This is a genomic window from Streptomyces sp. NPDC111744, assembly GCF_055634995.1.
On record NZ_JBVKCG010000020.1, the window covers coordinates 87,124 to 105,647 of the forward strand.

General features: G+C 69.8%; 15 protein-coding genes and 1 pseudogene. 8 read left to right on the forward strand and 8 right to left on the reverse strand.

Annotated elements, in window-relative coordinates; all coding sequences use genetic code 11:
- Positions 1-54 precede the first annotated feature (54 nt).
- Positions 55-552, forward strand: coding sequence for a hypothetical protein (locus ACZ7OO_RS33610; RefSeq protein ID WP_471510664.1), 498 nt, complete (start codon positions 55-57; stop codon positions 550-552).
- A 241-nt stretch (positions 553-793) separates the two neighbouring features.
- Positions 794-1,249 (forward strand): MarR family winged helix-turn-helix transcriptional regulator, encoded by a 456-nt coding sequence (locus ACZ7OO_RS33615; RefSeq protein WP_471510666.1) that lies wholly within the window; start codon positions 794-796, stop codon positions 1,247-1,249.
- 161 nt (positions 1,250-1,410) lie between these two features.
- On the opposite strand, the pseudogene ACZ7OO_RS33620 reads toward ACZ7OO_RS33615, so the two are convergent.
- The 3 genes and pseudogenes from ACZ7OO_RS33620 to ACZ7OO_RS33630 form a co-directional block, all read right to left on the reverse strand.
- A pseudogene (locus ACZ7OO_RS33620) lies at positions 1,411-1,899 on the reverse strand (hypothetical protein); the annotation flags it as partial.
- A 324-nt stretch (positions 1,900-2,223) separates the two neighbouring features.
- Positions 2,224-5,988: a S8 family peptidase gene (locus ACZ7OO_RS33625; RefSeq protein ID WP_471510668.1), complete on the reverse strand. Its 3,765-nt coding sequence runs from the start codon at positions 5,986-5,988 to the stop codon at positions 2,224-2,226.
- A gap of 495 nt (positions 5,989-6,483) precedes the next feature.
- A complete protein-coding gene (locus ACZ7OO_RS33630; protein ID WP_097228030.1) occupies positions 6,484-6,966 on the reverse strand; it encodes an Lrp/AsnC family transcriptional regulator in 483 nt (160 codons plus the stop codon).
- Between the two features lie 173 nt (positions 6,967-7,139).
- Here ACZ7OO_RS33630 and ACZ7OO_RS33635 point away from each other — a divergent pair, with 173 nt between their 5' ends.
- Positions 7,140-9,467 (forward strand): transketolase-like TK C-terminal-containing protein, encoded by a 2,328-nt coding sequence (locus ACZ7OO_RS33635; protein WP_471510787.1) that lies wholly within the window; start codon positions 7,140-7,142, stop codon positions 9,465-9,467.
- Between the two features lie 80 nt (positions 9,468-9,547).
- On the opposite strand, the gene ACZ7OO_RS33640 is transcribed toward ACZ7OO_RS33635, so the two are convergent.
- The 3 genes from ACZ7OO_RS33640 to ACZ7OO_RS33650 form a co-directional block, all read right to left on the reverse strand.
- Positions 9,548-10,936, reverse strand: a complete 1,389-nt coding sequence (locus tag ACZ7OO_RS33640; RefSeq protein WP_471510671.1) for an NAD(P)/FAD-dependent oxidoreductase — start codon at positions 10,934-10,936, stop codon at positions 9,548-9,550.
- A 152-nt stretch (positions 10,937-11,088) separates the two neighbouring features.
- A complete protein-coding gene (locus ACZ7OO_RS33645; protein ID WP_097228032.1) occupies positions 11,089-11,739 on the reverse strand; it encodes a response regulator in 651 nt (216 codons plus the stop codon).
- Positions 11,736-12,902 (reverse strand): sensor histidine kinase, encoded by a 1,167-nt coding sequence (locus tag ACZ7OO_RS33650; RefSeq protein ID WP_471510673.1) that lies wholly within the window; start codon positions 12,900-12,902, stop codon positions 11,736-11,738. The genes ACZ7OO_RS33645 and ACZ7OO_RS33650 overlap by 4 nt, the downstream gene beginning before the upstream one ends.
- A 430-nt stretch (positions 12,903-13,332) precedes the next feature.
- Here ACZ7OO_RS33650 and ACZ7OO_RS33655 point away from each other — a divergent pair, with 430 nt between their 5' ends.
- The 4 genes from ACZ7OO_RS33655 (at position 13,333) to ACZ7OO_RS33670 (ending at position 15,926) form a co-directional block, all read left to right on the forward strand.
- On the forward strand, positions 13,333-13,968 hold the full coding sequence (locus ACZ7OO_RS33655) for a VanZ family protein (RefSeq protein ID WP_471510675.1): 636 nt from the start codon (positions 13,333-13,335) through the stop codon (positions 13,966-13,968).
- Positions 13,969-14,011: 43 nt separating this feature from the next.
- Entirely contained in the window at positions 14,012-14,380 is a 369-nt protein-coding gene (locus ACZ7OO_RS33660) for a catalase (RefSeq protein ID WP_471510677.1), read from the forward strand.
- Positions 14,377-14,946, forward strand: coding sequence for a catalase (locus tag ACZ7OO_RS33665; protein WP_471510789.1), 570 nt, complete (start codon positions 14,377-14,379; stop codon positions 14,944-14,946). The genes ACZ7OO_RS33660 and ACZ7OO_RS33665 overlap by 4 nt, the downstream gene beginning before the upstream one ends.
- Before the next feature lie 179 nt (positions 14,947-15,125).
- Entirely contained in the window at positions 15,126-15,926 is an 801-nt protein-coding gene (locus ACZ7OO_RS33670; RefSeq protein ID WP_471510679.1) for an enoyl-CoA hydratase/isomerase family protein, read from the forward strand.
- Between the two features lie 431 nt (positions 15,927-16,357).
- On the opposite strand, the gene ACZ7OO_RS33675 is transcribed toward ACZ7OO_RS33670, so the two are convergent.
- A complete protein-coding gene (locus ACZ7OO_RS33675; RefSeq protein WP_471510681.1) occupies positions 16,358-17,176 on the reverse strand; it encodes an enoyl-CoA hydratase/isomerase family protein in 819 nt (272 codons plus the stop codon).
- Between the two features lie 140 nt (positions 17,177-17,316).
- On the opposite strand from ACZ7OO_RS33675, the gene ACZ7OO_RS33680 reads away from it, so the two are divergent.
- Positions 17,317-17,802, forward strand: a complete 486-nt coding sequence (locus ACZ7OO_RS33680; RefSeq protein ID WP_471510683.1) for a winged helix-turn-helix transcriptional regulator — start codon at positions 17,317-17,319, stop codon at positions 17,800-17,802.
- Positions 17,803-17,815: 13 nt separating this feature from the next.
- Here ACZ7OO_RS33680 and ACZ7OO_RS33685 read toward each other — a convergent pair whose 3' ends face one another.
- Positions 17,816-18,520, reverse strand: a complete 705-nt coding sequence (locus ACZ7OO_RS33685) for a response regulator (protein ID WP_471510685.1) — start codon at positions 18,518-18,520, stop codon at positions 17,816-17,818.
- Positions 18,521-18,524: the final 4 nt, after the last annotated feature.

Sequence of the window (18,524 nt, forward strand, 5' to 3'; positions counted from 1 at the left end):
GATACCTCGGTACCATGCACAGCGCAGCGCCATTGGTCAAAGGAGTGAACGGTTGTGACCAGCCAACCAGCCGCCACGCTCCGGTCACGGTATGTGGAACAGGCCGTGTCGGATCTTGAGCGAAATCGTCAAATCCAGCTTCAACTTGCCGAACAAATCACGATGTTGAAGGAAGAGGAAGCTCTCCTCCAGGACATCCTGCAGCTCGCGGAGCGTTACGACGGTTTGTCGGACCCGCCAAAGCCGCCCGAGCAGCCCCAGGATTCGCCCGTGCCGCGAAGCACACGACGGGCTGCCGGCGCGAAGGGGAAGTCGCGTCAGCCTCTGCTCGGAGACGTGTTGCTGGCCCTGCTCGCCGGACACGACGAGCCGCGCCAGGCCAAGGAGGTACGTAAGGAACTCCTGCAGAAGCACCCGGACCGGAATCCGACACCCCAGGTCGTACGGAACACCCTCGAATCACTGGTCGCCAAGGGGAACGTCAAGCGGTACCGGGAGCACCACTCGGTGAAGTACGCCCTGGCGAAGGCCCCGGAGGATCAGCGTCAGTGACCCGACCGGCCGGTGTGCTCCGTCCGGTGCGGACGCCCGGAGGGAGCACACGGGGACCTCGACGGCTTCCCGACACAGATACTCATGTCAGGTCCGTATCCGGACGCGTGACGTGATACGTATTCGATGATCCGAGAAACACATATCTATTCAGATCCGGGCTCTCCGTGAATGGTGGCTGCCCGACGAAATCCGCACGGCCGCCGACTTCGGCAGCGGAACGCCATTTACACTGTGCGGCATGGCAGACGTGAAGAATATCGAGCCCCTCGATCACGACGAGGAGGCCTTCCTGCGGGCACTGGGCAGGGTAATGACGCTTTTGCCGCGAGTCGTCGACGCGGACATGCTGGATGAGCACTCGATCTCCACGGTTGAGTACATGGTGCTGGTGCACCTCTCCGAGGTGCGGCACCACCAGATGCGCATGAGTGACTTGGCAAATATGTGCGGGCTGTCGCTGAGCGGCATGACCCGGGTGGTCAACCGTCTCGAGTCGCAGTCGCTGGTCCTGCGGAAGAAGGCCCCCGATGACGGGCGGGCGTGGCTCGCCGTACTCACCAGTGCCGGATGGACCCAGCTGAAACAGGCCTGGCCCACCAACCTTGCAAGTGTCCGCCGCCATGTCTTCTCGCACCTGGACGGCTGCGATATCGCCGCAGCCGCGAAAGTGCTGGAGCGCATAGCGCCCTGCTGACACCGGAGCCCCCCGGCCCAGGAGGCGTCACCCGCCGTCGGCCACCGCCGTGACGAGCCCCTGCGCGACCTGTGCCGTTGTCGGCATTTCGGCTGTCTCGTCACGAATGCGGCGCAGGCTCGGCGGGGACAGATGCAGCAGCCGGCGCCCGTCCGGCGCCTGCGGGGGGGCTGGAGTCCGCGGTCCAGGTAACGGGTGCGCACGGTCGCCGTGAGTGCGTCGACCTCGTCCGGCTCCAACGCCGTACCGGTGACCGCCACGACGCAGGGCACCTCGCAGGCGCTCGCCACCAGCGGCCCCACCAGGTCGCAGTGCTCGGAGACGATCAGATCGGGCATCCACCGCCCGGCCCGGTCCACTGCCTCGTCGGCCATGAGGTCCACACGCGCACCGGCGAAGTACTCCGCCATGATGTCCGTCGCGGGGCTGAGCAGGATGTCCACGCCGATACGGCGGGCCACCTCAGCGGTCACCTCGTATGTGGTGGGGCCGAAGAACATCAGCTCGAAGCCTTCCTGCTCCAGCCAGGGTGCCGCCTCCGAGGCAGTTGCGAGGGCGACCTCGTGCCCGTTCTCACGCAGTGCCCGGGCCAGCGGCAGCAGCGGGGTGAGGCGGTCGGGCAGGGGATTGCTGAAGAAGAGGATGCGCACGGCGGGGACTTTCCTGACTCGACGTCGCCAGAGGCCGCTCTGGCCGGTTTCCGCCCATGACGGACGTCAGGACAGACCGGCCCGTATGCCGAAGAGGCGGTGACATCACGAACATACCCACCCTTTAATTGCTCCGTCAAACATCTTGCGGCGACCGGGATCGTCGCAGAGGTGCCACCGGGTTGCCGGTGACCGGCGGAGCGGGGCACGCCCCCGCACGAAGTCGGCCTTCACCGCCCGTGTCCGGGCGGTGAAGGCCGATGTCACGCGCGGCCGGTCAGGGGGTCGATGACACCCGTGAGCCGTTCCGCGCCGGATGCGGGGTCAGCGCAGGCCGGCGGCTCGGATCACGGTCTGGCCGACCGTGTTCCCCGCCGTGTCACGTGCACTGGCCCGCAGCGACACGAACGACGCCCTGCTCGGTGCGGCCAGCCGGAACCGTCCGTCGGACCCGCCGCTCGCGCGGTGCCAGGTCTTGCCGTCGTCGTAGGACAACTCCAGCGTCACCCGGCCCGGCGAGCCGGCTGCGTCGGCTCCGGGCAGGGATTCGGCCTCGGCGGTCAGCGTCGCGTTCCGGTCGGCCCGGCCCGCGGCGTCGGTGCTGAGCCCGTAGTCGAGTTGCAGCAGCGGCAACACGGCCGTCGGGCCGTCCACCGGCGCCTGCGAGGTGAAGGTCCAGTCCGTGGTGGTGGTCGACGAGTACGGGCTGTACGCCGCGTCCCGGCTGTTCTTCACCTCCAGGCGGTACGGAAGGCTGCCGGTGGCCGGAGCGTCCGCCTCGACCACCGCACCCGTGCCCTGTGCCAGCTGTGTCTTGCCCTGGTACAGAGTGACCGTCTGCTGGGAGAGGTCGGAATTCATGTCCATGCCGACGTGATCGCGGCTGCCGTACGCCGGCACGTCGAACGTCAGCGCGTTGCCACTTCGGCTCGGCAGCCGGTAGTTGTCGTTCAGGTAGGGACGCTGGATCGGCTTGAACCACTCCTGGGTCTGGGTGCTGCCGGCCCGGTACGTGGTCCTCGGCTCGATCTCGTAGAGCAGACCGTCGGCGAACGCCTCCTGACCCCAGGTGTTGGCTCCCGTGGTGGAGACCCAGTCGACGCGCTTGCCGTTCACCGGTGCCCGCTGCATGGTGGTGCCGGCGCCGTAGTTCGAGTACGCGGGCCAGTCGTAGCGGTACTCACCGCCGGTCACCGTCGGGTCCGACGCGTCGAAGGTGACGTCGACCCGGGCCAGGTTGTCCCGGCCGCCGCGCACGACCAGGTCGGCCGGAATCCGGTTGTGCCAGGTCTGCATCAGGTCGTACACGTATGCCGGCGAGGGCTCGGACGCGACGGCGAGCACGGCCTTTCCGGTGCGGGCCTGCCGGACGAGTTCCTCGCCCTCGTCCATGGTCAGCAACGCCACGTCGACGGCAGCGGGGGTGGTGAAGTCGCTGCCGTACGGACGATACTGCCGACCGACCACGTCGTTCTCGACCAGCAGCAGCCTGACCCCGGCCTGTGCGGCCGCCGCCGCCTGGGCCGCGTCGGCGACCGTCTCGTTGCGGCGTACGACCACGGCCTTGCCGCGCGCGTCCAGGTTCTTGTAGTCCGAGGCACCTCCGTTGCCCGCGAAGACCACGGGCAGGCTGTAGTGGCCCTTGGGCAGCGGCGTGACAAGCCTCTGCCGCAACACGTCGGTGAAGTCGGTGGACTTGGTGGAGACGCTGAGCGCGGACTGCTGCTTACGCCAGCGGGCACCGAGGTAGAAGTCGCCGTGGGTGACGTCGTGCGTGGTCGGCTGAGCCCACAGACTGTCGTAATAGGTCTGGGTCTCCATGTAGTCACGGTAGGAGGCATCGTCCATCGACCGGAAGTACTCCAGGCGCCGGTAGGTCGTCGCGGTGGGCTGCGGGACCGTCATGTCGACCTGGTGGATCTTGCCCACGTCGAGCGTCACGGTGCGGTCCTGGTCGAGATCGACCTCCGGGTCACCGAGCAGCGCCTCGCCCCTCGAGTGCGGGCCGTGCACACCCTGTACGTCCTTGAAGGACAGCACCGAGTAGATACCGGCGGGCAGATACTCGGAGCCGGTGCCGGAGTCGTCGACGATGAGGAAGTCCGGGTCACTCTCGCCCTGCCTCATGACTTCGACGACGCCCGACATGGGCCGGCCCTGGGCGTCCTTGAAGGTCATGGTCAGTTTGTGGGCCGTGCTGCCCAGCGACACCGCGGTGTGCGCGAGTGCGTCGCCGTCGGCGTCGGCTGCCACGATCTGGCCGGTGAAGTGCCCGTCAGTGGTCGGCGCCGAGCCGTCGATCGAGACGGTGACGCCGGCGGTGCCGTGTGCGGGGACCGTGACGTGGTTCGCGGACAGACCGAACAGGCCCGCCGCGGAGCCGGGAGCGTCGACCGACAGGGTGAGGGTGATCGCCGCGTCGGTGAGGTTGGTGTAGGTCACCGGACGCTCCACCGGGGGCGACTCGGGGTCCGCGGTCCCGGTGGAGGCGGTGGACGTCGCGAAGACCTTCACGCGGGCGGCCGCCGCGACGTCCACCCGGCCGCTGCCGGCCTGGAAGGCGTCGTACGCCGGGGTCCGCAGCGAACTGCTGACCAGCAGGTCCTTGATCTGGCTTCCCGTCAGTTCGGGGTGCTGTGCCGCGATCAGCACCGCGGCCCCGGTCACGTGCGGGGCGGCCATGGACGTGCCACTGAGCGTCTGGTAGTAGCCCTGGCCCTCGCTGGCGTACTGGGAGCGTGCGGCGAGGACGTCCACACCGGGCGCGGTGATCTCCGGCTTGATCGCGCTGTCGCTGATCCGCGGGCCCTGGCTGGAGAAGATCGCCAGCGCATCCTTCGAATCGACCGCACCGACGGTCAGGGCGGCGTCCGCCGCCGCGGGGCCGCCGATGCTCCGCGCCCGGCCGGTGTTGCCGGCCGCGGTCACGAACAGGGCACCGGTCTGGGCGCTGAGCTGGTCGACGGCCGCGCTCAACGGGTCCGTGCCGTCGGACGGCGTGTTGGAGCCGAGGCTCATGTTGATGACCTTGGCGTGCTCGTCGACGGCCGCCCACTCCATGCCGGCCAGGATGTCGGAGTCCTGCCCGGTGCCGCTGTTCGACAGGACCTTGCCGATGTGGAGGCGGGCGCCCGGCGCGACCCCCTTCTCCGTGCCGTCGGAGGCGGCGCCGGTGCCCGCGATGGTGGAGGCGACGTGGGTTCCGTGCCCGTTGTGGTCCTGGACGTCCTCGTCCGGGACGAAGCTGCGGGTGGCGGCTATGCGCCCGGCGAGGTCGGGATGCCCGGTGTCGACGCCGGTGTCCAGGACGGCGACGTCCACACCCTGGCCGGTGTCGCCGCCGGCCCATACCTGGGGGGCACCGATCTGGGCGGTGGTGTCGGCGAGGTCGGCCTTCACCTTGCCGTCCAGCCAGATCCGCGCGATCCCGGCGGCGAACGCCGGCTTCGCGGTGGCGGCGCGTCCCGCGGTGTCCGTGCCGGAGCGGGTGTCCGTGCCGGAGCGGGTGACCGCTGTCCAGAAGCTCTGCGACCGGGACCGGTCCTCGGTCAGGGCGGCGCCGCCGATGCTGTCGAGGCCGCGTACCCGGGTCGCTCCGGGGGGCTGGACGTCGGCCTGCCGGCCGGCGGCGCCCCGCACGTAGGAGACGATCAGCGGGAGTCCATCGGTGTGCGCGTTGTCGTATCCGTCGGCGACCAGATCGGTGACGTCGAACAGTCTTCGGTCCAGGACGCCTTCGGCGATGTAGGGGAGGACGGCATCGGGGTAGACGTAGAGGTCGCCGCCGTTCTCCATGACACGGGCGTCGGCCGTTCCGCCGTCCGGGCCGGTGACGACGACGGTGCCGCCCTTCTGGCCGGTTCGCGTCGGCTGCCGTGTGGTGACGGTGTCACCGGTGATCAGAGTGACCGAGTGGGTTCCGGCCGGAACGTCGGCGGCCGCCGTACGGGAGGTGCCGGAACCGGCCGCGGAACGTCCGGAATACGCGGCCGGGACGTCCGCCGACGCGGTGAGGGAACTGGACAGTGCCAGGAGGGACGCGCTGACGGAGGCCAGAACGCCCCAGCGTCTCGATGGAATCTTTTTCACATGTGTTCCTGTGGAAACGGAAATCCGTGGACTGTTGTCCGGGATTCGCCTTGGGTTCACCCGGTTGGGTTGGCAGGAGTCTCCCAGTGAACATGTGAACCGGGGTGTGAAATGGCAGTGATCATTCCCACGGAACCAAAACGTCGCCGGATGGTTCATGAGGGCAGCGTCCGAGCGCAGAGGGTTTACGAACCGTGGATGAGCAGGCAGAACGCGGGGACGGCAAACGGCCAGCGCCGTATCGGTGCGTCGCAGAAAACGACAGGGCGGGCATGGCCGTCAATCGGCGTGAAAATCGGTCCAGAGAAAGGAGAACCTATTCGGCTCCTGCTTTTTGGCGGGCGCACAGAAACGACCGCACGGCGCTTCACCTCGGCGTCGACGGTACAGGACCGTTGTCGGGTTGTCTGCCCCTCACCACACGACACGTCCGGTTCGTATCGCGAAATCCGTTTTATTGCATAGTCAAGCATGAGCCTTTTGCCCGCCGCTCTCTCAGCGGCCGTCCGCGGTGCGGCGCAGCAGCGGGGTGAGACGGTGCGGCACCAGCTCCCTCATGGCCAGGGCCGTGGCGGTGCGCTCGATGCCGGGGACGGCCAGGATCTGGCCCGCGACCCGGTACAGGTCCTCCGCGTCCACGGCGACCACCCGCACGAGCAGATCGGTCTCCCCGCTCAGCCCGAAGACCTCGACCACCTCCGCGACACCCGCGAGCGCCTCCGACACCTCCGCCAGCCGGTGCTGGCCCACCCGCGCGGTGACGAACGCCGTCAGCGGGTGGCCCAGCGCCTTCGGGACGATCCGGCGCTCGAAGGATCCGAGCGCACCGCTCTGCTCCATCCGGGCCAGCCGGGCCTGGACCGTGTTGCGGGACAGCCCCAGCTGTTCCGCCAGCGCGACGACGGTGGCGCGTGGGTCGGCTGTCAGGGCGAGCAGGATCCGGGCGTCCGTGGCGTCGAGGCTCCGCGCAGTGCTCATGTTGCTCGGTCCGCACCTCTCCTCGGCATCGGGTGTTGAGCAGAATGCTCAGTTCGACATACATATCTTGTGCAGCCGCAGAGCCGTATGTCTACTGAGGGCGCACAAAGCGAAGTGTCCGAGGCCGCGTGCCGGTGACGGAGGTGTCTGCGGTGACCACTGACCAGAAACTGATGACGCAGGGTGGCGGCCGGGCCCTTGACCGGACCGCCGATCTCGCCGTGCTGGAGTCGGTCGAGCGGCGGCTGCTCTGGCTGTCCACCGCGATCGTCGACCACGCCAACCGGGTACGACCCAACCCCTCGGGTCTCAAGGTGGGCGGCCACCAGGCGTCGAGCGCCTCGATGACCTCGATCATGACAGCGCTGTGGTTCCACGCGCTGACCGCCCGGGACCGGGTGTCGGTGAAGCCGCACGCCTCCCCGGTGCTGCACGCGATCAACTACCTGCTCGGCGAACTCGACGAGTCCCGGCTGACGACCCTGCGCGCCTTCGGGGGCCTGCAGAGCTATCCCAGCCGGACCAAGGACCCCGACCCGGTCGACTACTCCACCGGCTCGGTCGGCATCGGCGCCACCGCCCCCCTGTGGGGCGCCCTCGCCCGCCGCTACGTCGAGGGCCACTTCGGCGGGGCGGGCACCGGGCGCCAGTACTCCCTGCTGGGCGACGCGGAACTGGACGAGGGCGCCGTCTGGGAAGCCGTGCAGGACCCGATGGTGCAGGGCCTCGGCGAGGCGGTGTGGATCGTCGACCTCAACCGCCAGTCCCTGGACCGCGTCGTCCCCGGTATCGCCGCCGACCGGCTCCAGGGCATGTTCGCGGCGGCCGGCTGGCAGGTGATCACGCTCAAGTACGGGAGGCTGCTTGAGGAGCTGTTCACCCGGCCGGGCGGCGAGGCCCTGCGTGCCCGCATCGACTCCATGGGCAACCCCGAGTACCAGCGCCTGTTGCGCTGCTCGGCCGACGAGCTGCGCGAGCGCCTGCCCGGCACCGGTTCGACGGCCGGACCGGTCGCGGGTCTGATCGCGTCCCTGGACGACAGCTCGCTGCTGGCCGCGCTGCGCAACCTGGGCGGTCATGACATCGGGGCGCTGACGGAGGCGTTCGACAGCGTCGACGACGCCTGCCCCACGGTCATCTTCGCGTACACGGTCAAGGGTCACGGGCTGCCCACCCAGGGCCACCCGCAGAACCACTCCTCCTTGCTGACCGCCGACCAGATGTCAGCGCTGGCCGACCGACTGGGCACCGATCTCGATCACCCCTGGCAGGCCTTCGCCCCCGGGTCGCCGGAAGCGGCGCTGTGCGCGGCGGCCTCCGCGCGACTGCACCGCCCCGCACACGTGCCGCAGGAACCCCCGGCGATCCCCGCCGACCTCGGCCGCCCGGCCCCCACGGGTACCGGCAACACGCAGCAGGCCCTCGGCAGGGTCCTGCTGGACCTCACCCGCCGGGCCCCCGGGGCGGCGAGCCGGATCGTCACCGTCAGCCCCGACGTCAGCTCGTCCACGAACCTCGGGGGCTGGCTCAACAAGGTCGGCGTGTGGTCGCCGACGGAGCGCCCCGACTGGTTCGCCGACGACTCCGAGACGCTCCTGCACTGGCAGGAGCGGCCGACCGGCCAACACGTGGAACTGGGCATCGCGGAGACGAACCTGGTCGGCGTGCTGGGTGAGCTGGGCGCCACCTGGAGCCGCTGGGGACAGCCGCTGCTGCCGATCGGCGTGGTTTACGACCCCTTCGTCAACAGGGCCCTGGAACCCTGGTCGTTCGGGATCTACGCCGGCGGCCAGTCCATCCTGGTCGGCACGCCGTCCGGGGTCACACTGGCCCCCGAGGGCGGCGCGCACCAGTCGATCACCACACCGTCGCTGGGCATCGAGCAGCCCGGCTGCGTCACCTACGAGCCCGCCTTCGCCGTCGACACGGAATGGTGTCTGCTGGCAGCGCTCGGCAATCTGGGCCGCCCGGACGGGAGTTCGGCCTACCTGAGGCTCTCCACGCGTCCCGTGGACCAGTCCCTGGCCGCCGTGCCCGGGGACCCGGCCGCCCGGGAACGCCGACGGCGGCAGGTGACCGCCGGGGCCTACCGGATGCGCCGGCACGACAAGCCTGTGGTGACCATCGCCGCGATGGGAGCGATGACGACCGAGGCGCTCGCCGCCGCCGACCGGCTCGCCGCCCTCGGCCACCAGGCCGACGTCGTGTGCGTGACCAGCCCGGACCTGCTCTTCCGCGCACTCCAGGCCCGTCGTGGCCTGGCGGACAGCCCGAGCTGGATCCTCGACCAGGTCTTCCCCGCCGACCGGGCCACCCCGCTCGTCACCGTGCTGGACGGTCATCCGCACTCGCTGGCGTTCCTCGGCACGATCCGCAACACGCCCGTCACCACACTCGGAGTGACCGCGTTCGGCCAGTCCGGCTCGATCGAGGACGTCTACCGTCACCATGGCATCGACACGTCCAGTGTGGTCGCCGCCGCCCTGGACCTCATCGACTGACACGGCCGGTCCACGACGGCGGCGGCGCGGGCGCACCGGCGGGTGCGCCCGCGCCGCCGCCGGCTGTGGGACTTCCCCGGTCAGGACGTCGTGTCCGCCGACTTGTTGACGGCGATCGCCCGCTCCAGCAGTTCCGGGTCGGCCAGCGTCCCCGGGTGGGCGCGCATGTACGCCACCGCCTTGAAGGCCTCGGCGACGGTCTCGTCGGTCAGCGAGGCCTGCATCAGCTGCCCCATCGCCCACTGCTGTCGCGATGCCTCCTCGTCCTGCGCCGGCCCCGCGTCGCCCGCGCCGGTTCCGGCGGAGGGCCCCCACAGGGCGTCCGTGGCCACCTTCAGCAGGTCGAAGTACCAGGCCGCGGGGATGCCCAGGTCGGGTTCACCGGTCAGGTAGGCGGAGAGACAGGACGCGTGCAGCGCGGCCGACGACATGCCCTGGCCGTACGTGGCGTTGAGCGAGGCAACCGCGTCGCCGACGCTGACGAGACGGGCCGGGTAGTGCGCCAGCCCCACGAAGTCACGGCGCCGGTTGTCCGCCTGCCGGAAGTTCAGGACCTCGCGGGTGACGGCTCCGCCGACGGCCTTGCCGAAGGCGGGCGGCAGTTCGTCGCACAGCGACCGGAACTCCTCCAGCGTCCTGGGCGGCTGATGCCCGCCGTGGACGATCAGGCCGACCATCCACTGGTTGTCCTCGATCGGGATGAGCAGGCCCGCGGTCAGGCCGCGCGGTCCCGGCTGTGCCGGGAACATGGTGCCGGTGAATGCCGGTGGCGCCGCGTCAGGTCCGGTGGCGCGCTCGAACATGGCGGTCGCGTAGTGGATGCCCGTCGGCACCCGGTGCAGGTGCGGCCTGCTGTAACCCGCCTGCTCGACCCAGTCCGGAAGCCTGCTGGCACGTCCCATCGCGTCGACCACGAAGTCGACACGCACGGCTTCTTCCTCGACGCCGTCCACCACGAAGCGCACCGCACTGACGGCACCGTTGTCGTACTCCAGCGCCGTCGCCTGCGCGGTGACCTTCCGCACGTTGGGCAGAGCTAGCACGCGGTTGCGGACGGCGAACTCCAGCAGCGGCCGGCTGCAGTGGAGGCTGTGCACGTCGCGGCTGGGCAGCTGCTCAATGCCGTCGATGTACATGACCGACCGGTCCGGCGCGAGGGAGACGGCGCCCAGACCCTTCAGCTCTCCGGTGATGCCGGGCAGCCAGCGCTCCAGCTGGTCGACCCCGCCCGGAAGTATGCCGTGCACCTGGCGGTCCTGCGGCACGCCCTCTCGGGGCAGTCCCTGCGGGTCGGTGCGGTCACGTTCAATGATCATGACGCTGCGGGAGTGGTCCGCGAGCACCCTCGCGGCCAGCAGTCCGGCGATACTGCCACCCAGGACACAGACCGTGTCGAACAGGACGGGTGTGTGCTCGGGTGGCCGCACCTGGACAAGTCTGTCGAAGACGTCGACAGGCGACTCGGTCACAGATTCTCCTCGGGTATGTGGTGACCACGTCACCACCAGATGGTCCGCTGCTGCGTGAGCGGTTCCGGCCGCCGGCCGGCACGGAGAGGCGCGGGGCGGCACACACCCACATTACTTGTCACGTAAAGCAATTCCAGATACGTATCACCGTGTCACCGGTCAAGCAGGCCGGCCTCCCAGGCCCAGGCGGCGATCTCCACACGATTGCGGGTGGCGAGTTTGGACTGCACGTTGGCGAGATGCGTCTTGACCGTACCCACCGAGATGAACAACGCGGCGGCGATCTCCGCGTTGGTCAGCCCTCGGGCCACCAGACGGACGAGTTCCAGCTCCCGGGCCGACAGCACGCTCCGCGCCGACTCGGAACCGTTCCTGCGAGGCTTCAGGTCCTTGAGCAGCCGCACCGTGACGGAGGGGCTTACCAACGCCTCACCCGAGGCCGCCGCACGGATCGCCTCGACCAGCAGGGCGGGTCCGGAGTCCTTGACGAGGAATCCGCAGGCCCCGTCGCGCAGGGCCTGGTGCACGTATTCGTCGTCGTCGAACGTCGTGGCGATGACGACCTTCGGCGGATCGGCCACCCCTGGGCGGGTCAGCCGGCGCAGCGCTTCCAGTCCGTCGAGTCGGGGCATGCGAATGTCCATCAGTACGACGTCGGGGCGCAGGCGTTCGGCGAGTTCCAGTGCCTGCACCCCGTCCGCCGCTTCGGCGACGATCTCGATGTCGTCCTCGGCCGACAGCAGCATGGCGAATCCCGCACGCACCATCGCCTGGTCGTCGGCGATCAGCACACGGATGGTCATGAGACGGCCCGCGCCCTGGCAGGGGCCGACGGAAGCGTGGCCTCGACACTCCAGCCCCCGCCCGGCCGGGGGCCGGCGTGGACGTGGCCGCCGATGAGGGCGACACGTTCGGTCAGGCCCTTCAGCCCGAAGCCGCTCCCGGAGTGGTGGCGCACGCCACGGGCCCGTCCGTCGTCGCTGACACGGACAGTGAGGCCGCCATTGGCGGCGCGGGCCGCCTGGACGAGGACCTCCGTGGACCGGTGGGAGTGCTTGCGCACGTTGGTCAACGCCTCCATCACCACACGGTGGGCGGTGGTGGACACCTGAAGAGGCAGGTCGTCGAAGGTGCCTTCCATCTCGAGCCGGGCCCGCGGACCGCCGACCGCGGCGAAGCCGTCCACGAGCGTGCGCACGTCGGCGATTCCCGCCAGCGGTGTGAGAGCGGGGCCCCGCTCCCTCTCACCGGGGTCACGCAGCATTCCCACCATGTGCCGCATGGACGCCAACGCCTCGGCTCCCGCCTGCTCGATGCGCCTGAGCGAGGGACCGACGAGTTCGGGCCGCCGCTCCGCGATCGCCAGCGTCCCCTGTGCCTGGACGACGATGCCGGTCACATGGTGGGCGACGAAGTCGTGCAGGTCCCGGGCGAACTCGGTGCGCTGTTCCTGACGCAGTGCCTGCGCCTGACGGCGCCGGTCCGCTCTCACCAGACGCCAGGCGGCACCGACGCCGGACACCGCCGTCGACCCCATGGCGAAGAGGAGCGCGAAGGTGACCGTGAGTTCCTCCGCTCCGACCGCGAGCGGGCGCAGCACGACGGCGGTCCACAGCAGCGGGGGAACGGCCCACGACACCCACCACCGCCGAGCGCGCACGGGTACGAGCAACAACAGCCACAGCAGCGCCGCCGGTTCGGAGAAACCCAGCGCTGTGTCCGGATCGGTGTCGCCGCCGGCTCCGGCGTACAACACGACCGAGACCGCCACTGACGCGATCCCGATGAGGCCGGCGACCGATGGAAGTGTCCTGCCCCCCAGCCACGGGGAGGCGAGAACGGCGCACACCGCGAGCAGGGCCACACCGAGCTTCGCGAGGCGGGCTCCGTCGGGTGCGAGCAGATCGGCGTGCCAGTCGAACAGCAGCGCCCAGCCGAGTATCGCGGTCCATGCGGCCCAGGCCACCCACGGCAGCGCACGCTTCACACGTGTCGTAGCACGGCGCGGTGTGCTGTTCGCCGTCTCGTAACCCGGCGCCGGCCGCGGTCGGCCGGTGTGCCACGGAATCCGAATCACTCGGCGGACAAAGGCAGTCATGGTGCCCGATGGGCTTCTGCGGTCCATCACACCAGGAGCATGCCATGAACCCGCGAGCACGTGCCTCGGTCCGGTGGGCGCCCGCCGCGGTCGGCCGAAAGGAGTAGTGGCGGCCGTGGAACCGGCCGTTCGCCAGATCCGGCGGCGGGACTGCTGCGGCAGGGTCATGGACACCGGTGAGGGTCCGCCGTCGCACTCGCGTGGATCCCTCACGGGTCAGTTGCATTCAGGCCGACTTCACCACCCTGTCCCCAAGCCCAGTACGGGCCGCCGGACACCAACCCGAGGGATTCACGTCATGGGCGATGTCAACTACCGGTTCGAGGCGATCCCGGTCCTCGGTCCCCTTCTCTGTGTGGTCTTCGCCTTCCTCGCCGTACAGGCGATCCGCGCAAGGGCCGGGGCGGGATGGGGGTGGAGATTCGTTCCCCTCCGGTTCGTGACCGCGTTCTACCTCGCCGGGGTCATCGGATTCACGTTCTTCCCCTTCCAGATCATGTACGGCAGATACGCCGACGACATCGACTGGACGAACCAGATCAACTGGTACCTGCTGGTGACACTCGACCCGAGCGCCGTACCCAACATCGTGATGACCGTTCCGCTGGGAATACTGCTCCCGCTGCTGTCGGGCCGCGTCACTTCCTGGCGGCGTGCCGCCGCCTACGGTGCCGTATTCAGCATCACGATCGAGGTCTCGCAGGTGCTGGGCTGTGTGCTCTTCAACAACTACCGAGGGGCCGACATCAACGACGTACTCGTCAACACCCTTGGCTGTGTGATCGGGTACGGCATCGTCCGGTGGGCCCTGACGATGCGCTTCCCCGGCGACCTGCTGCGGCGCCTGGCGCTGCCCGCCTCCGCCGTGGCACGGGCAGGACGGCAGACCGCGGTCCCGACTGCCGACGGTGTGAGCGCCGCCACGGTGCGGTGAGGGAAAACGTATGAGCAAGATCCGCGGTCACTACACTCCGGCCATGGACCTTCACAACCCAACTCCTCTGGCCGTCACGGCAGTCGACACCATCGAGAGCGTCAGCGGCACCTACCCCGGACATCGCCGAGTGCACGCCCGCGGTATGTGTTTCGATGCCACCTTCACGCCGTCCGGCGAGGCCGCCTCCCTCACCACGGCTGCCCATCTCCAGGCGGATCCGGTTCCTGCCGTTGTACGTTTCTCGAACTCGAACACCAACCCGACCGTGCCCGACGGGATCAGGGCCGGCCGTGGGCTCGCCGTGCGCTTCCTGCTCCCGGACGGCACGGACACCGATCTCGTCTCCGTCAACATCCCGGTGTTCTTCGCGGCCACCCCCAAGAGGTCCTGGAGCTGCTCGGCGCCCTGAAGAAGGACCCCGTCACGGGGGCACCCGACCCGGCGAAGGTCGCGGCGTACGTCGCGGCACACCCGACGGCGGCCCTCGGCCTGCAGGAGGCCGACCGGATGCCCATTCCCGTCGGATACGGGACCGCCCGCTACTGGGCCATCCACGCCTTCTTCTGGGTCGACGCCCAGGGCGGGCGGCGCGCGGTCCGCTACCGCTGGGAGCCGGACGCGGGGCTGCGGGAGTTGTCGGAGGAGGCCGCGGCCGGCAAGGACGCCGAGTACCTGGCGCGGGAACTGGTCGAACGCCTTGCCGACGGCCCCGTGGGCTTCACGCTCCGCGTCCAGCTCGGCCAGGACGGCGACCCCACGGACGACCCGACCAAGCCCTGGCCGGCCGACCGCCCGGAGATCGTCGCGGGGCACCTGCGGATCACCGGCCCCGTCGCGGACCAGGAGCACTGGGCGGAACAGGTCTACGACCCCACCCGTATCACGCCGGGTGTCGAACTCTCCGACGATCCGGTCCTGACCTTCCGCAGCCAGGCCTACGCCGTCTCGCACGAGCGCCGGGCGGACCACCGCTGAGTGCGCCGGGGCCGTGATCGGCGGCGGGATCCAGCAGTACGTCGGCCGCCCCTCGGTGGGAGTCGGTGGGGCACAGCGATGCCCCGCCACGGGGAGGGGCGACGCGCAGCGGCTCCGGGTCTCCACCGCGCACCTTTCGTGCCCGGAATCACATGGAATGCCACCGTATGATTCCGATCATGGCCACATCTCTCCCCCTCAGGATCGTCCGGCGCTCACCGTCGTACTGGCGCGTGACGTTCGACAGCCCCCCGATCAACCTGGTGACCTACGAGGTCTTCGCGGCGCTCGGCGACCTCGTCGACCGGATGGAGGCGGACGAAGACCTGAAGGTGGTGGTCTTCGACAGCGCGGATCCGGATTTCTTTCTGGCGCACTTCGACATGCTGCCGCCCGAGGTGCCCTACACCGGGCCCACCTGGCGCGACACCACCACCCGCATGGCCCGGTCCCCCGTCATCAGCATCGCCTCCGTCCGCGGCCGGGCACGCGGGGTGGGCTGTGAGTTCACGCTCGCCTGTGACATGCGCTTCGCCAGCCTGGAGAACGCCGTGCTGGGGCAGCCGGAGGTGGGCGCCGGTGTGACGCCCGGCGGCGGAGCCACGGAACGGCTGCCCCGGCTGGTCGGACGGGGGCGTGCGCTGGAGATCATCACCGGTGCCGACGACTTCGACGCCGCGACGGCGGAGCGGTACGGCTGGATCAACCGCGCACTGCCCGATGCCGAGCTGGACGCCTATGTGGACCGACTCGCCCATCGCATCGCCTCGTTCGACCACAAGCCGCTGTCCGAGGTGAAGGCGTTGGTCAACCGGTCCACCCTGCCGTCGGACGCGGATCTGGAGGCCGGCCAGAACACCTTCCGCGCCTCGCAGACCTGGCCGGAGGCGCACACCAGGATCAGCCGGCTCATGGAGCGGGGCATGCAGCAGCGCGGTGAACTCGAACTCCGCCTGGGCGAGCACATCGCCGAACAGTAGGACCGGCAAAGGCACCGTGGCCGCGGTCAGGACGAGAAATGACGCGCGAACCAGTCGACGTCGCGATCTGCCGCCATGGGTCGACGTCCTGGCGTGGCGCGCCGCCGCTGGATCCGAAGGTGCGGTGGTCGTGGGCCAGTACGACGAAGCCCGCCTCCGAAGGCCCTGGCGAAGGGCTCCGGTCCCTGGTCCTTGATGCCGCCGAACCCGCTGGTCATGGTGATGGCCGGCCGCGGCGTTGGGGGTCCGTCCGGCACGGAGAGCCGGCCGCCCAGCGTGGCTCCTCGGCGGGTGTCTCCACGTCGGTACGGGTGGACGTCATCGCATACGCCTTCCCCGGGCAGTCGAAGAAAACGGGGCCCTCGGCTCCGGTCCGAAGGCCCCGCGTCGGTTCCGGGCGGTGTCCGTGCCCGAGCGGTCGTCCGTGGCGGCTACTCGGCCAGCCGGCGGCCGAGGTCGAGTTCCACACCGTCGGGCTTCTGGAGCCCGCGCTCGAACAGGGAGCGCACGCGGTGGGCGTTCTCGGGGCGCCCCGCGGACTTGAAGTAGGCCATGAGGCTGGCGCCGTGGGATTCCTCCGTCGGCAGGGACTCGGCGTCCACCAGGGCCTTGGTCTGGGCGACGGCCGACTTGTCGAAGCCGGCGATGCGGCGGGCGAAGGCGTCGACGAACCGCTCCAGCTCGCCTTCCGGGAGAACACGGTTCACGTAGCCGTACTCGGCCGCGAGGTCGGCGGGGAAGTCGTCGCCGCCCAGCAGGATCTCCAGGGCGCGGCCCCGGCCCACCAGGTGGGGCAGCCGGCCGCTGGGGTTTCCGCCGGGAACCGATCCGACACCCACTTCGAACTGGCCGAGGACGGCGTTCGGGCCGGCGAACCGGATGTCCGTCGCCAGCACGAACTCGCTGCCGCCGCCCCGGGCACGGCCGTTGATCTCGCTGATGGTGACGGCGGGCACCTTGGCCAGGCGGTACATGTTGTCGGCGTACGGGTGCAGCCCCGAGGCCGCCGGCTTCATCGCGGCCACGCGGGCGCGGTCCGACAGGAAGTCCCAGTGCGCCATGAAGAAGTCCGGGTTGGCGCTGCGGAAGACGACGGCGGTCAGCTCCGGGGCCTGCTCGATGCGGGTGACCAGCTCCGCGAGCTGCTCGACGGTGTCGGGGTCGATCAGGTTGACCTCCCCGTTGGAGAAGGTGATCCGCCAGTAGGACGGGGTGACCTCTTCGACGGCGAACTGCTCATGGCTGCTCATGCGGGATTGCTCCTTGCGGTGACGAAGTGCGTTTCCGGTGCTGAGCGTCGACGACGGCCTCCGGACTGCACAGATGCTGAAACCTGTTTTCCAACTTAGCATCTGAATTGGAAAAACCGTCTCAGGGATAGACTGGTCGTATGACGAACAGGAGCCCTCACCTCGGCGCGGAGGGGACACGTTGCTCGATCGGCCGCGCCCTGGAGGTGTTCGGCGACCGGTGGAGCCTGCTGATACTGCGAGAGGCACTCCAGGGAGCCACCCGCTTCTCCGACTTCAGGGACCGCCTGCAGGTGGCGAGTGACGTCCTCACCCACCGGCTCGGCACCCTGGTCGAGGGCGGGGTGCTGGACAGACTCCCCTACCAGGAGGCGGGCAGCCGCACCCGGATGGCCTACCGCCTGACCTCCGCCGGACAGGACCTCATGGTGGTCTTCGGCGCCCTCCAGCAGTGGGGCGACCAGTACTGTCCGCACCCCGACGGTCCGCTCGTCGGCCGGGTCAGCCGCAGCGACGGCCATGCCCTGCGCGTCGCCTTCGTCGACGAGCAGGGCCACGAGACTCCGCTGCGGGACGTCGACCTCGGCGGCCCGGTCGACGCCGCTGCCGCCCGCCGCGAAACCTGACGGGCGGCAGCGGTCAGATCAGGCCGGCCCGGTAGACCAGCAGGGCGATCTGGACGCGGTTGTTCAGTTCGAGCTTGGCCAGGATGTGGGAGACATGTGCCTTGACCGTCGGGATGCTCAGATACATCTCGGCGGCGATCTGCGCGTTCGTCTTCCCCTCCGCGACGGCGAGGGACACCTCGTGCTCCCGGGCGCCCAGCCGGCCGAGCAGTTCCCGTGCGTCGTGTACGTCCTGGCCGCCCGGTCCGGGTGCCCGGCGGGCCCCGGTGGCGCCCGGTGCCGCCCGGTCCTCGTCGGGGGCCACGGCGACGGTGTCGACGAGCTGGCGCAGGGCGTCCGGGGAGAACACCGGCTCCCCCGAGGCCGCCTTGCGCAGTGCGGCCACGAGGTCCTGCGGCTGGGTGTGCTTGAGGAGAAACCCTCCAGCGCCCGCCTGCAGGGCGCGCAGGACGTAACCGTCGGTGGCGAGGGTGGTGAGCATGATGATCTCGGGTGGCTCCGCGCGGGCCCGCAGGACACGGGTCGCCTCGATGCCGTCCATGACCGGCATGCGGATGTCCATGAGGACCAGGTCCGGGCCGTGGCGGTCGACGAGGGCCGCCACCTCGGCGCCGTCGGACGCCTCGGCGACCACCGTGATGTCCTCGGCCGCCCCCAGCATCAGGCGCAGTCCCGCGCGGACCAGGGGATCGTCGTCGGCCAGCAGTACGCGGATCATGCCG